The 13,743-nt window shown below is 41.7% G+C and carries 12 protein-coding genes; 9 read left to right on the top strand and 3 right to left on the bottom strand.

Features of this window, described 5'->3' with window-relative positions; genetic code table 11:
- Positions 1 to 16: 16 nt before the first annotated feature.
- From ACHEVO_RS03245 to map, 4 genes are all read left to right on the top strand, one after another.
- The gene (locus tag ACHEVO_RS03245; protein WP_394123877.1) at positions 17 to 1,033 is read left to right on the top strand and encodes an arginase; all 1,017 of its coding nucleotides are present in this window, start codon (positions 17 to 19) and stop codon (positions 1,031 to 1,033) included.
- A gap of 96 nt (positions 1,034 to 1,129) precedes the next feature.
- Complete coding sequence (locus ACHEVO_RS03240; protein WP_394123876.1) at positions 1,130 to 2,533, top strand: YjiH family protein; 1,404 nt, start codon at positions 1,130 to 1,132, stop codon at positions 2,531 to 2,533.
- A 209-nt stretch (positions 2,534 to 2,742) separates the two neighbouring features.
- Positions 2,743 to 2,949: a ParD-like family protein gene (locus tag ACHEVO_RS03235; RefSeq protein WP_191113989.1), complete on the top strand. Its 207-nt coding sequence runs from the start codon at positions 2,743 to 2,745 to the stop codon at positions 2,947 to 2,949.
- Positions 2,942 to 3,715 (top strand): type I methionyl aminopeptidase, encoded by a 774-nt coding sequence (gene map / locus ACHEVO_RS03230; RefSeq protein ID WP_394123875.1) that lies wholly within the window; start codon positions 2,942 to 2,944, stop codon positions 3,713 to 3,715. The genes ACHEVO_RS03235 and map overlap by 8 nt, the downstream gene beginning before the upstream one ends.
- Positions 3,716 to 3,902: 187 nt before the next feature.
- Here map and ACHEVO_RS03225 read toward each other — a convergent pair whose 3' ends face one another.
- A complete protein-coding gene (locus ACHEVO_RS03225) occupies positions 3,903 to 5,561 on the bottom strand; it encodes an isovaleryl-CoA dehydrogenase (RefSeq protein ID WP_394123874.1) in 1,659 nt (552 codons plus the stop codon).
- A gap of 107 nt (positions 5,562 to 5,668) precedes the next feature.
- On the opposite strand from ACHEVO_RS03225, the gene ACHEVO_RS03220 reads away from it, so the two are divergent.
- Positions 5,669 to 6,472, top strand: a complete 804-nt coding sequence (locus ACHEVO_RS03220; RefSeq protein WP_394123873.1) for a PaaX family transcriptional regulator — start codon at positions 5,669 to 5,671, stop codon at positions 6,470 to 6,472.
- Positions 6,473 to 6,596: 124 nt separating this feature from the next.
- Here the strand turns inward: ACHEVO_RS03220 and cadR are convergent, their stop codons facing one another.
- The gene (cadR, locus tag ACHEVO_RS03215; protein WP_341609737.1) at positions 6,597 to 7,028 is read right to left on the bottom strand and encodes a Cd(II)/Pb(II)-responsive transcriptional regulator; all 432 of its coding nucleotides are present in this window, start codon (positions 7,026 to 7,028) and stop codon (positions 6,597 to 6,599) included.
- A 166-nt stretch (positions 7,029 to 7,194) separates the two neighbouring features.
- Here cadR and ACHEVO_RS03210 point away from each other — a divergent pair, with 166 nt between their 5' ends.
- Both ACHEVO_RS03210 and ACHEVO_RS03205 read left to right on the top strand, forming a co-directional pair.
- Entirely contained in the window at positions 7,195 to 9,387 is a 2,193-nt protein-coding gene (locus ACHEVO_RS03210) for a heavy metal translocating P-type ATPase (RefSeq protein ID WP_394123872.1), read from the top strand.
- A gap of 224 nt (positions 9,388 to 9,611) precedes the next feature.
- Positions 9,612 to 9,758, top strand: a complete 147-nt coding sequence (locus tag ACHEVO_RS03205; RefSeq protein ID WP_394123871.1) for a hypothetical protein — start codon at positions 9,612 to 9,614, stop codon at positions 9,756 to 9,758.
- 202 nt (positions 9,759 to 9,960) lie between these two features.
- Here the strand turns inward: ACHEVO_RS03205 and ACHEVO_RS03200 are convergent, their stop codons facing one another.
- On the bottom strand, positions 9,961 to 10,836 hold the full coding sequence (locus ACHEVO_RS03200) for a LysR family transcriptional regulator (RefSeq protein ID WP_394123870.1): 876 nt from the start codon (positions 10,834 to 10,836) through the stop codon (positions 9,961 to 9,963).
- A 251-nt stretch (positions 10,837 to 11,087) separates the two neighbouring features.
- Between ACHEVO_RS03200 and ACHEVO_RS03195 the strand changes: the two genes are divergently transcribed.
- Both ACHEVO_RS03195 and ACHEVO_RS03190 read left to right on the top strand, forming a co-directional pair.
- The gene (locus ACHEVO_RS03195) at positions 11,088 to 11,966 is read left to right on the top strand and encodes an ABC transporter ATP-binding protein (protein WP_394123869.1); all 879 of its coding nucleotides are present in this window, start codon (positions 11,088 to 11,090) and stop codon (positions 11,964 to 11,966) included.
- 56 nt (positions 11,967 to 12,022) lie between these two features.
- Positions 12,023 to 13,705 carry an iron ABC transporter permease gene (locus tag ACHEVO_RS03190; protein WP_394123868.1) on the top strand — a complete coding sequence of 561 codons (1,683 nt, stop codon included), beginning with the start codon at positions 12,023 to 12,025 and terminating at the stop codon, positions 13,703 to 13,705.
- Positions 13,706 to 13,743: the final 38 nt, after the last annotated feature.

Here is a 13,743-nt window from a genome sequence, read left to right as displayed (position 1 = left end):
AGAAAATAGAAGTTCAATGCCAGATTTGGACTCAAATGATGAAAAAATTGTTTTATTTAATAGAGACAAAATAATGAATGATTTAATGAAAAACGTGCGAATAGTAGAAGTGTATTCAGATGTCGCAGGGCATAAAAAAGGCGCGTCACTAGGAATCGATGCATTGCGCGCGTCATCAAAAGAAATGAACGCAGACTACTATGAAAAATTGCAACTTGATAGTATAAAAAATGAATATATACATGAAGAAGAGTCGCCATTTAAGCATGCAAAATACGCCGATGTCATTGAGCCTGTTATTTCTAAATTGGCTCATAAAATCAAAGATATAAGAAATGAGAATCAGTTTCCGATTGTTATCGCAGGCGATCATTCTAGCTGCGCAGGCACCATGCACGGTCTAAAAATGGCACATCCTGATGCTGAAATCGGCGTGGTTTATATAGACGCACACGCTGACTTTCACTCACCATATACCAGTGGATCAGGAAATATGCATGGCATGCCTTTGGCGATGGCTTGTGCCATTGATAATTTGGAATGTCAGCGTAACGAGCTTTCTGAAAAAGAAAAAGAGTATTGGGAAAAGTTGAAGTTTATGGCATCGAGCGAGCCATCAATTAAGCCAGAAAACGTGGTGTTTTGTGCCGTTAGAGACTATCAAGAAGAAGAGATGGATCTAATTAGAAGACATAAAATCCCTTTATATAGCGTGGCTGAGATAACCCAAAAAGGCATCAGTTCTACCGTAGAGGAAATCTTCAAAAAACTAGAATATTGCGATCATATCTATGTGTCGTTTGATGTTGATAGTGTCGATCCTTTATATGTGCCAGGAACCGGTACGCCTGCAATGAATGGTCTGTCATACGAACAAGCGATGCAACTTAACATAGAGTTAATTAAGAATAAGAAGGTATGCTGCTGGGAAATGGCAGAGATAAATCCTTTGTACAACAACTCAAAAGATGACTCGACCAGAATATTTAAGATTTTAGAAAAAGTGACCCACACACTTTTGAGTAACTATTAGCATTAAATATTTAAAATGAGTAACAGAATCTAGCCTAAAGGGGGTTGTTAAAACCTTCTTTAGGTTGGTTAAAAAGGGACTGCGAGTAAAAATAATATGGACATTATTAAAGCCAGCGCTGCAAGTCGAGATATTAGCGGTATCAATATCAGACAGTTTTTGAAGTTCTTTATCCCCTCTATTATAGGTTTGATGCTTTTCGTATTTCCAATTCCCTATGTGGATGGTAAGTTTGTCACCTATGCAGAAGGATTTACCATTCCTATATCTGTATTGAAGGATTACATACAGGGTTATATCGGTGACCTTTTGCCGTTATTGGTTGTCACCTCAATCATGATTACCTTGTGTTGTACCTTATATACTAAAATCATGAAACCTGCATTTATTCTGAATAATGCGTTTTTGAATAACTTATTAAACGTTACAACGCCTTGGCTTGTTATTAGGATGCTTGGTGCGTTCTTTGTTGTCGTGACCTATTTTAAATTTGGGTTTGAAGCAATATATTCAGACAATATTGGCGGCTTAATATTATATGAGTTAATGCCAATACTTTTTATCGTGTTTTTCTTGGCTGGATTGCTGCTACCGTTATTGCTTGATTTTGGCTTATTAGAATTTTTTGGAGTTCTACTAAGCAAAGTGATGAGACCTTTATTTGGCTTACCAGGTAGGTCATCTGTAGATTGTTTAACGTCATGGTTGGGCGATGGCACTATCGGTGTGTTATTAACCGATAAACAATTGGAAGGTGGGTTCTATACCAAAAAAGAAGCGGCAATTATCGCTACAAGCTTTTCAGCAGTGTCGATTACATTCTGTTTGGTTGTCATCTCTCAGGTTAAGCTTGAGAGCTACTTTATTAATATGATTGGCGTCGTTGCTCTATGCGGCATTGTTTGTGCGCTAATAGTCCCAAGGTTATTGCCTTTATCTAGAATTGAAGATACTTATACTATCGAAAACAGTGATAGAGATCATGAAACCATTCCCGAAGGGAAAACATTATTTACCCATAGTTTACATAAAGCCGTTCAAAAAGCAGATAAGAGTCCAAGTTTTCTTACTTTCTTAAGAGATGGTCTAAAAAATATTTTGGATATGTGGATTGGGATATTGCCTGTCGTTATGGCAATCGGCACTATGGGTTTAATCGTTGCAGAAGAAACACCTATATTTGATTATTTAGGTATGCCGTTTATTCCATTCTTAGAGTTATTGAACATACCTTTTGCTGCAGAAATGTCAAAAACGATTATGGTAGGTTTTGCAGATATGTTCTTACCGGCTATTATCGGTTCTTCAATAGAGTCAGAGTTAACGCGATTTGTCATCGCTTGCTTGTCAGTGTCTCAATTGATCTATATGTCAGAAGTAGGCGGATTGATTTTAGGGACAAAAATTCCAGTAAGCTTTTTTCAGCTATTAGTGATTTTTCTATTGAGAACCATCATCTCATTACCAATCATTGCGGTGTGTGCTCATATGATTTTTTAAATAGAACTTTCTAAAAGTTGGCTACACTACGTCACCACATCTGAGCAAGAAACACCTTAATAGGTGGTTTTTTGCTATCAGTCTCAAGCCATAGTTGAATTCACATAATTTCGATATAAGGAAATCGAGTTCAAGCGATATATTATGCCTTGCAACCATACAAAAATAGATATACGATTCATATACGTTTCGTATATTAAGGTGTTTTTATGGGTATTGTGAAAATTGATGATGAACTGCATGAAGATATTCGTAAAGCAAGTGCCGTCATGGTGCGCTCCATCAACGCACAAGCTGAATATTGGATGAAGATAGGTATGCTCGCTGAAGCCAACCCAAATATGTCTTACAACCAAATTATCAATGAGCAAATGAGACAGGCTGATGTCAATATAAGGAACCTTATAGATGGATAAGGTCATACTTAAAAGCGCAGCAGAATTGGAAATCATGCGTGAGTCTGGAAGACTTCTCGCCTCTGTCTTTGATTATCTTGATGAGAAAATTACAGTTGGTACTTCTACGATGGACATCAATAACCTTGCTGAGCACTATATTGTCGATCAGTTAGGTGCACGTCCAGCCAGTAAGGGTCAGTATGGTTACCAATATGCATTAAATACCTCGGTGAATAACGTGGTATGTCATGGCATTCCTTCAGAGCAGAAAATACTCAAATCAGGTGATATTGTGAATGTGGATATTACCCTAGAACAAGGGGGTTTTATCGCTGATTCTAGCAAAATGTATCTGATAGGTGAGGTGGCACCACTTGCAAAACGCTTGGTTGATCAGACCTATGAAGCCATGTGGGAAGGAATACGAGTGGTGAAACCTGGAGCAACGCTGGGTGATGTTGGTCATGCCATCCAAAGTTACGCTGAGCAGCACGGCTACTCTGTAGTGCGAGAGTATTGCGGCCACGGTATTGGACGCGAAATGCATGAGGGACCGCAAGTGCTACACTACGGACATCAAGGAAAAGGTCTAGTCCTACAAGAAGGTATGACATTTACCATTGAACCGATGGTCAATCAAGGTAAAGCCAAAGTTAAAGTCAAAAGAGATGGCTGGACTGTAATCACCAATGATAAAAAGCTATCTGCTCAGTGGGAGCATACGATTGCGGTTACTTCTGACGGCTATGAGGTTCTCACTCTGCGTAACGATGAGCTTATTTAAGAGATTTAATATTTGAACGGCTATTTGGTAAGGCGTTTCTATAATTCAGAAGCGCCTTTTTTTAGGATTTTATGTGACTGTTATTTAGCCAGTTATGGCTGAGAAGAAAGTGACTGAGATAAAGGGCAAAAGCCTCTGCTGCGACACCAATCAGTAGCAGAAGACTATTTAACACATATAAAGATACCTACAGAACTGCTTTGGTCGCGCCAGCCGCCCGTTCGATCAATAAATCCACGGGAGCATCAGGACTTAGTGTACCAAAGGCCAGTCCATGCTCATTCCCAATCCTAGAACGACAGAATGCCTGAGCGATCTCCGTATGTTCAGTCTGCAGTAGTATCGAAGCCTGTAGCATCAATGCTAGGCGCTCAATCACATAGCGACTACGGAACTCCAAGGTTTGCGTGTCCTCAAATCGCTCTATCAGCAGGTTTAACTCTGCATCATAATCAGCATTTTTCCCTACTGCCTGCTGCAATTCCTTAAATAAAGCTTGCTGAGTTTCTGGTTCTTTTTTTAAGGCACGCAGCACATCTAGACATTGCACATTGCCACTGCCTTCCCAGATTGAGTTTAGCGGCGCTTGCCTGTACAGACGCGGCATAATAGTCTCTTCGACATAGCCATTACCGCCCAAACATTCTTGTGCCTCATTAATAAAAACGGGCGCGCGTTTGCATATCCAATACTTTCCAATCGCAGTAGCAATACGAGCAAGCGCGGCTTCATGAAGGTCTGTTTCTATCCTATCAACAGCGCGCGCAATTCGCATTGTTAGGGCCAAAGCCGCTTCTGACTCTAAGGCTAAGTCTGCCAACACATTACGCATAATAGGTTGGTTGACTAATAATTTACCAAAGGCCTCACGCTGACTGGTGTGATGAATCGCTTGAACGATAGCTTGGCGCATTTGAGCTGAGGAGCCAATCATACAGTCAAGTCGGGTTAACGCGACCATCTCGATAATAGTAGGGATACCGCGACCTTCAATGCCTACTAGCTCACCAAATGCACCTTGAAACTCTACCTCGGAGGAAGCGTTTGCCCAATCTCCTAATTTGTCTTTTAAGCGTTGAATTTGTACTGCATTGCGTGTCCCATCAGGCCGGAAACGTGGTACTAAAAAGCAACTAGGACCACTGTCAGATTGGGCCAAGACGAGATGAGCATCGCACATTGGCGCTGAGAAAAACCATTTATGCCCAATGATTTCATAAGAGCCATCTTCTTGTCGTATAGCCCTAGTCGTATTGCGACGTAAATCTGATCCACCTTGTTTTTCTGTCATGCCCATGCCCATCGTACAGCCTAGTTTTTCTTCCATGGGCAAGCTGCGCGGATCATAGTGTTCAGATAATAGCTTGGGCAGCCATTTTTCAGCCAGTACAGGCGAATGACGTAGGGCAGGGATAGCAGCATAGCTCATAGACATAGGGCAACCAAACCCAGCCTCAGGCTGTGAGCCGAGATACATGACTGCCGCCCGAGCCACGTGAGCACTATCACGCTCTTCATTGCGCCAAGCAAAATTGCTCATGCCGTATTTCATTCCTGCATGCATCAGATCATGGTAAGCCGGATGAAACTCTACTTCATCTATACGCCGACCATAGGTATCAAAGCTGCGCAATTTAGGCTTGTTTTCATTGGCCAAGAACCCGCTGGTGATCAGCTCTCCACCAGTCAGTGCTCCAAATTCTTTCAAGTGACTTGCTGCCCAAGCAGCGCCCTCTCGTGCTACAGCTTCTTTGAGCGCTGTATCTGTTTCCCATGCATTATAATTGGCTAAGGCAAAGGGTTGATTCTGCACCTCGTGGGTCTTAAATTGATTTACAATTGACATGATGATTGTCTTCCTTGATTTTGTATGTCATTCCCTAAGTTACAGTAGTTCAGTAACTTACACGACCAGTATTACATAAAAAAAATAATTACGTCAATAGGTGTAATATGAACAAACCAACGCCTCGTTTATTGCTTTTACGCTTACTTATGGTGGCAGAGGCAAACACACTTAGTGCCTCCGAAGCGGTGCTGGCAGGCTCTATCTTTGGTATGACAGAAAATAGTATACGTGTGACGCTTGCTCGTTTGATCCAAGCGGATCTTGCTGAGTCGATTGGTCCTGCCATCTACAAACTTGGACCGAAAGCTCAAAAATTAGGCGCCGATGTGGCCTTATGGCAAACAGCGGATAAAAGAACGATAAAATCCGATGGCTCATGGATAGCGGTAGCGACCGGTGGATTACCTCGCAGTGACCGTAAAGCGCTGCGTGCTCGTGATCGCGCTTTGTCATTATTGGGGTTTCGTGAACTAGATAAAGGGCTTTATCTGCGTCCTAATAATTTATTAGGTGGTATTGATGTCGTCCGTAAGCGTCTATTGGACTTGGGGTTAGAAGAGGAAGCCGCGGTTTTTAAAGCCAATGATTTTGATGAGGTTAGGCAGAAAAAAGCACGAGCACTCTGGTCAGACATGCATCTTGAAAAGCATTATAAAGAAAAGTCGCAGCAGCTCACCGACTGGTTAAGTGGTTTGGCTGACTTGCCGTCCCATGTGGCGCTGCGAGAAATATTCATCCTTGGAGATGCAGGTATTCGCAGTGTTGTTTTCGATCCTCTGCTTCCTGCTCCCTTAGTAGATGAGGAAGCACGGCAAAAGTATTTTGAGACGGTGCGGCGTATTAATGAGGAGGGTAGGCGTTTATGGTTTGCCTTTTTCGAAGAGGCCAAATCATCAGAGTCTAGTTAATCAAGTCATTAGAATGCGCTTAAACAGAATAAAGTGAAATTGCGGTACAGGAATTATCAGATAGCAGAGGTGCTATCTATAGCGATGAATAAGTATTAATTATTTGCATCTATTCGGATAGTATTTAATGTGAGCCATATGGCGAATTTTTATGACAAGAATGATCAGCAAGTGCATTCAATATGCCACATGACTTTGCTGGTGCGCTACTGACGCATTTCTGCCGCAAAACACTTAGGTGTTTTTTCAACTGCTTTAGCTCTTCTATACGTGTTTCCACAGCGTGAATATGTTCATCCAACAAGGTATCGACATCAGCGCAATCTCTGCTAGGTTCTTCCCAGTACTTAAGTAAAGTCCGTACTTCATCCAACGTCATATCTAGTGTACGACAGTGCAGAACGAACTGTAGACGCTCGATATGACTTTCGCGATATAAGCGATAATTCCCTTCACTACGCGCAGGCTCTGGTAATAGCTTTTCTTTTTCATAATAGCGAATGGTTTCTACTGTAGCGCCTGTACGCTTAGCGAGCTCTCCAATTTTTATTAGCATGGTTATCTCAAAGTCATTTCAAAACTGAAATCATTAAAGTAACTATAAGGTTTAACCCTAAGGAAATCAAGTTTATACAATTGCATATAAATAGCCTTGACCCTGAAGCCACTAGAGGGTTCAAAATAGCGTTATTAAATGAATTCTTATAATGAGGCAATTTATTATGCAATATCGTATTGAAGGTATGGACTGTGCCAGTTGCGTCAGAAAGATTGAAACTGCATTAGAACGTATGCCTGGTGTCTCTGACATACAGCTTAATTTTGCGACTGAAAAGTTAGAGCTATCGCTTGCCCCTGATTCAGATACTCAGTGCAGCGATATTGAAAAGACCATCAAGCGTCTGGGTTTTGGCATATCTGCCACTACTGATCAAGCAAACGCAGCAGACAGCATTAGTGATAATCAATTGAAGACGCAGCAACAGTATTGGTGGCAAACCAGAAAAGGTAAGCAAGTCGTTAGTCTCGGTATCTTGATGAGTGTCGCCTACGCGTTGGCACTAGTTTTTCCTGATTATGGCATGTGGGCATTTGCTATTGCTGTCATTGTGGGTGTTTTCCCCTTCACTCGAAAATCTATGACCTTGGCAATGACAGGCACCCCGTTTTCAATTGAAATGCTGATGTCTATCGCGGCAATTGGTGCGCTTGTCATTGGTGAGGCTGAAGAGGCGGCGGCGGTTGTCTTTTTGTTCTCTGTCGGTGAATTGTTAGAAGGTGTGGCAGCAGATCGTGCCCGTGCTGGTATCAGGGCATTGGCATCATTGGTGCCAAAGAATGCGATTTTGCTTGATGCACAAGGCGGACAGCGTGACGTTCCTGCAGCTTCGTTGCAGATCGATGATCTGGTATTGGTACGTCCTGGCGATAAAGTATCTGCTGATGGTGTCATTGTTCAAGGTAGCTCTAGTCTTGATGACTCACCTGTCACTGGCGAATCCATACCCGTTGCTAAAGACATGGGCGATGCAGTATTTGCAGGATCAATCAATATGGATGGGGCGCTGCAAATCCGTGTACAAAAGACAGCTGCTGACAACACCATTGCACGCATTATCAATTTGGTAGAGCAAGCGCAAACCTCTAAAGCCCCTACGGCTCGTTTCATTGAAAAATTTAGTCGTTATTATACCCCAGCGGTGATGGCTATCGCTGCACTGGTTATTGTTGTGCCGCCGCTAGCGATGGGAGGAGAATGGGCGACTTGGTTATATCGTGGTTTTGCACTGTTGCTAATCGCCTGTCCTTGCGCGCTTGTACTATCTACTCCAGCTGCCATTGCATCAGGATTGGCTGTCGGTACACGCCACGGCTTACTTATCAAAAGGGGCAGCGCTTTAGAAACCATTGGTCGCGTGAATGTCGTGGCTTTTGACAAGACAGGTACGTTGACTAAAGGCAAGCCACAGGTGACCGATGTGATAGCCTTTACACAGAAGCAATCAGTACAAGAGCATATAGGGCCTGAAGGTCAGAATGAGATACTAGCGCTGTTTGCTAGTGTCGAGTCCGCCTCTAGTCATCCACTGGCAAAAGCGATCATTGATCATGCCAAAGCCGCTAATATCTCTATACCGATAGCTTCAAATGCCTATGCTACTGCGGGAAAAGCAGTACATGCAACGGTAGCCGGGCACCCTTTAGCCATTGGATCACCTGTCTATGCAACTAAAAAAAGCTTGATGTCAATGGCCCAACAGGCAGACATTGAAGTATTGCAAAAGGAAGGCAAGACTGTCTCAGTTTTGTATGATGAGCAAAGTAGTGAAGTGCTTGGATTGATAGCATTACGAGATGAGTTGCGAGATGATGCTCAGGCAGGAGTGGCACAGCTCAAAGCGATGGGTGTGCGCTCTGTGATGCTTACAGGTGACAACCGTCTGACCGCTCAGGCACTTGCTAGTCATTTAGAGATAGAATGGCAAGCTGAGCTATTGCCCGAAGATAAGCTACGTTTGCTCAATGAGATGAAGGATAATAGCAAGATAGCAATGATTGGTGATGGTATTAACGATGCGCCAGCACTAGCAACCGCAGATGTGGGCATCGCCATGGGTGGCGGCACGGATGTCGCTATCGAAACAGCCGATATAGCATTATTAAAAAGTCGTGTTACAGATGTTGCTCATCTCATTGCCTTATCGCGTGCAACCATGGCCAACATACATCAAAATGTAATTTTTGCTCTAGGACTAAAGGCCGTGTTTCTAATCACTACTTTACTAGGTATTACCGGACTATGGATTGCTGTGATAGCGGACACTGGTGCAACGGTACTAGTGACTCTCAATGCTTTACGCTTGCTAAGGTTCAAAGGAGCTCAACCACTAACAACTTTGTCCAAAGCAAAGTAAGTATGAAGTTCTTGTTAAAATGGCGGTTTGATTCTCTATTCTAATGACTAAGAGTGGCATCATTAAGATTTTGGTTTAAAAGGTTTTGAGAACTGTAAGATTAAAAAACCAACTATTGATAATATAATAGCAATCTCATAGCGACCATACGCCACCGATAATACTGCAATAATTTTCGAATAAAAATAAATTATTATTGCTAATTCTCATCTAACGGAGCTTTTATGACGTCTAAATTATTTATTAGTGGCTCAATTATGCTAGCCCTCGCTACGCTTTCTGGACTGATGGAAAGCTTGTTTTACGGTGGCATTGGTTCTGATGGCGTGCTTCAAGAAAGCTTGTTTTTACCTCTGACTTTTATTTTTTAGCCTTAGCAATAATCCTTTATTGCTTATCACTAATCATACAGGTAAAAACAAGAGTGATAGGTACTCAAATGAAATAAACACTTACTCCACAACCACATTCACTGTTCCCAAGAGAGCAATTATAATAAATGTATTTGATGCAAAAAACCCAATTCGCAAGATGCGTGTATATTAAAACACTAAAATACTCTTTTGACCTAGTCTAACCAGAGGTATCTAAAGAGTTCATCAAAGCAGTCACCACTAAATTGTTTACATTTTTGAGTGAAAAGACCACCTCATCATAGTCTGAAGGTAGCTCCGCAATGGGCACCTTCACAAAACCACCTTTTCTGATTGCGCTTTCGCTCCATGCAAATCCGACACCTAAGTTCTGGTAAACCGCATCGTAAACACTTTCTTGGGTGTTTACGATATACGTAGGGGTTATCTCTAAATTAATTTTTGCTAGTGCCTCATTTATAAGTTTTTGAGTGGTAGAGCCGTGCGTGCGGAATATAACGGTTTCGGTCGCTAATTCAGTTAAGCTTATAGATTCTCTTGATGCAAAAGGATGGTTCGGTGAGCACAAAGCAACAAGCCTTTGGGTAGCACATTTCTTAAACTGTAACTTGGCACTTTTTGGAACATTTGCAAGAATACCAACATCTACCTGACCGTTAACCACTCTACTAAACGTTTCATGGAAATTACCAAAATAGATTTCAGTCTGTAGCTTGGGATAGCGTTTACTAAACTGCTTAATAATTTCAGTGCCCGGCAGCGGGCTGCATAGACCTACCTTCAATATAGCTGATTCAAAAACTTTACTTCTTTGAATCAGCTGATCTAGTTCGTCTTCAACTGCTTGCACTTTACTCGTTAACGTTCCAAGCTCTAAGCAGTAATCTGTTGGCACAAAGTGCCTGCCACGCTGCATAAATAGCTTAAACCCAAGATTGTTTTCAAGCGTAGATAATGCTTGGCTAATGGCAGGTTGAGACACACCCAAACGTTTAGCCGCCTGCGTGTAATTACCTTCCTCAAGCACAGAGTTTAAGATGTTTAGCTGATTATAGGTGTAAGGTTTCTTCGTCATATGACCGCCGTTTTTCGTATCGGTTTCAGAGATTGTCAGGCATATCTCTGGGAAGTACGAGAAGTTATACACGATGAATAAGACTGAATGATTAAATATATAAGCTAACCTTATATATGACACCAAATTGTCATACTCATCTCTTATATTAGTTACGTGTAAACGATTAAAGCATTGAACAATTTACCTAAATGTATTTGCTTGAGCTATCACTCACTGCTAATGCCAAAATATAAGTTTGGGCTTGAATTATGTTAGAACTAAGAAATGTGACTAAGAAGTATGATGGCAAAGTTATTTTTGAGGATATCTCCCTAAAAATGAATAAGGGTGAGATTGTTTCAATATTGGGCCCATCTGGCTGTGGGAAAACCACGTTGCTACATATTATTTTAGGTCTAACCGATATTAGTTCTGGTCGACTTGCCTATGATAAGGAAGACATCACACGTGTGCCTATGAAGCACAGAGGTTTCAATATTGTATTCCAAGACTATGCGTTGTTTCCTAACTTGAATGTAAAGCAGAATATTGAATATGGGCTACGTAATAGACCTAACGTCAGCACACAAGCGGAGGTTGATGAGCTAGTTGACCTTTTGGAGATTAAGCCGCATTTGAACAAGCGAATCAGCCAGCTCTCTGGTGGGCAGAAGCAGCGTGTTGCATTAGCACGTACTTTAGTGATGAAGCCTAAGATTTTATTATTAGATGAGCCTTTATCTGCCTTAGACGGGGTTATTAAAGAGACCATTAAGACACGTATTCGCGAGATTGCAGAGCGTTATGAGCTAACCACTTTGATTGTGACACATGATCCTGAAGAAGCAATGACACTCTCTGATCGCATTTTGTTGTTATCAGACGGCAAAGTAGCTCAATATGCTAAGCCATCAGAAATCATCCAAAATCCTGCCAATGACTTTGTTAAAAGCTTTATCTTGAACCAGCTAAATATCAAACGCCGTAATATCTTGAGCCTATTTGAAGCGGACAATGCGCCAACTGACCCTTTAGAAAAATACACTCAAATGAGACCTGTGCTAGATGGCAGCTCAGTCACTGAAGATATCAATTCCATAATCCAGCGCACAGCTACTAAATCAACTAAAGACACCTCCAAAGGTTAATCGCACTAGGCCAACGCTGGTCTCTCAAAACTTACTTATTTCGCGCGTAGGTCATTATGAAACTTAATAACTCACCGCTAATGAAAGCTTCGTGGCTTTTCATTGGTGCGCTATTTCTCGTCTTTATGTTTGTGCCTTTGGGTAAAATGTTGGTGCTGTCATTTAATGTGGCTGATGGATTAGGTCTCAGCCATTACGTCGATATCATCAGCAGTAATGACTTCAGACAAGTGATGTTAAATAGTTTTTTTGTCGCCATTGTTAGTGCGATGAGTGCCACCTTTTTGGCATTTATTCTTGCCTATACGGTGCACTGGACTAACTTACCAAAGGGTTTTAAACAAACCATTAAGCTTGCATCACTGTTCCCTATGCTATTGCCAACAGTGACTTATGGATTTGCCATTATTTACACCTTTGGTAAGCAAGGTCTGCTCACTAAGATGATTGGCTTTCAGTTGTTTGAAGATATATATGGTTTCTATGGTATGTGGCTTGGCTACACCATCTATACCTTGCCAATAGCCTTTTTACTGCTTAACAATACCTTTCAGTATTTGGATAAGAAGTTCGTAATCGTATCAGAACTGATGGGCGATTCACGCTTACGCCAGATAGATATGACGGTTATTCGTCCCTTAATTGGTACTTTTGCAGCCGCTATCATTCAATGCTTCTTTTTGGCCTTTACTGACTTTGGTATTCCAGCCTCTATTGGTGGTCAGTACAAGGTTATCGCCACTGAGCTTTATACCCAAATACTGGGTGCATCTCCCTCGTTTGAAAAGGGCTCTGTGGTTGCTTTGTTTATGCTAATCCCCTCTGTTTTGAGCATTCTACTGCTTTGGTATGTGGCTCGATTTAATGTCAGGTATGACTCAGTAGAGCATTTTGACTTGCCCACTTCTAAAGTCAAAGACAGGATTCTGGGTGTGTTGTCCAGCGGCATTTTAATTTCACTGCTATTTGTATTTGCTGTGATCTTCATCATTCCATGGATTAAGACATGGCCTTACGAGATGGCGTTTAGTACAGACGCATTTACTAAGGTGATCGAGTCCTCGAACCTAATGCGAGTTTATAAAAACTCACTTATTGTCGCGACCTTAACGGCTGTTTTTGGCACTATTATTACCTATGTTGCCGCGTTGATATACGAGCGTTCAGGGCTATTCAAGATAGGAAAGCTGACGATAGAAAGCTCAGCATTAGTAACCAATACAGTGCCAGGTATGGTTATTGGTATTGCTTACCTGATGGTTTTTTCAGGGTCATCGATATCGAACACCATCTTCATTATTGTGATTAGCAATATCATTCATTACTTCTCGACACCTTATCTCATGAGCAAAAACGCACTATCAAAAATGAATCTAGGTTGGGAGACTACAGCCTCTTTACTGGGAGACTCATGGCTACAGTCTTTACGCCGAGTTGTTGTACCCAACTCAATACTTACGCTTATCGAAGTGGCCTCGTACTTTTTTATCAGTGCGATGGTTAGTATCAGTGCAGTGATATTCATTTCAGGTGCAAAGACGATGGTGCTAACTACAAAGATTGTTGAACTACAGCACTTCGCGCGCTTTGATGAAATCTTTATCTTGTCGCTGATGGTGCTACTCACAAATATCACGGCATTAATATTCTTCGCAGTAGTTCGATACCTTTATACCAGAAGCATCAACGGCACAACAAAAATAAAAGTGAAAAAAACCACAGTGACGACGGTCGCTTAGATATTTCAACACAGTTTAGGCATTGATGCTACGAAAAC

Origin of the sequence: Psychrobacter nivimaris (genome assembly GCF_043419765.1) — a bacterium.
Classification (GTDB): Bacteria; Pseudomonadota; Gammaproteobacteria; order Pseudomonadales; family Moraxellaceae; genus Psychrobacter.
This window is presented reverse-complemented; position numbering and strand designations above follow the sequence as displayed.

Bases quoted from the DNA above. Each gene is read 5' to 3' on its own strand.
- ACHEVO_RS03245 (WP_394123877.1), top strand. From the start codon at position 17: ATGCCAGATTTGGACTCAAATGATGAAAAAATTGTTTTATTTAATAGA.
- ACHEVO_RS03240 (WP_394123876.1), top strand. From the start codon at position 1,130: ATGGACATTATTAAAGCCAGCGCTGCAAGTCGAGATATTAGCGGTATC.
- ACHEVO_RS03235 (WP_191113989.1), top strand. From the start codon at position 2,743: ATGGGTATTGTGAAAATTGATGATGAACTGCATGAAGATATTCGTAAA.
- map (WP_394123875.1), top strand. From the start codon at position 2,942: ATGGATAAGGTCATACTTAAAAGCGCAGCAGAATTGGAAATCATGCGT.
- ACHEVO_RS03225 (WP_394123874.1), bottom strand. From the start codon at position 5,561: ATGTCAATTGTAAATCAATTTAAGACCCACGAGGTGCAGAATCAACCC.
- ACHEVO_RS03220 (WP_394123873.1), top strand. From the start codon at position 5,669: ATGAACAAACCAACGCCTCGTTTATTGCTTTTACGCTTACTTATGGTG.
- cadR (WP_341609737.1), bottom strand. From the start codon at position 7,028: ATGCTAATAAAAATTGGAGAGCTCGCTAAGCGTACAGGCGCTACAGTA.
- ACHEVO_RS03210 (WP_394123872.1), top strand. From the start codon at position 7,195: ATGCAATATCGTATTGAAGGTATGGACTGTGCCAGTTGCGTCAGAAAG.
- ACHEVO_RS03205 (WP_394123871.1), top strand. From the start codon at position 9,612: ATGACGTCTAAATTATTTATTAGTGGCTCAATTATGCTAGCCCTCGCT.
- ACHEVO_RS03200 (WP_394123870.1), bottom strand. From the start codon at position 10,836: ATGACGAAGAAACCTTACACCTATAATCAGCTAAACATCTTAAACTCT.
- ACHEVO_RS03195 (WP_394123869.1), top strand. From the start codon at position 11,088: ATGTTAGAACTAAGAAATGTGACTAAGAAGTATGATGGCAAAGTTATT.
- ACHEVO_RS03190 (WP_394123868.1), top strand. From the start codon at position 12,023: ATGAAACTTAATAACTCACCGCTAATGAAAGCTTCGTGGCTTTTCATT.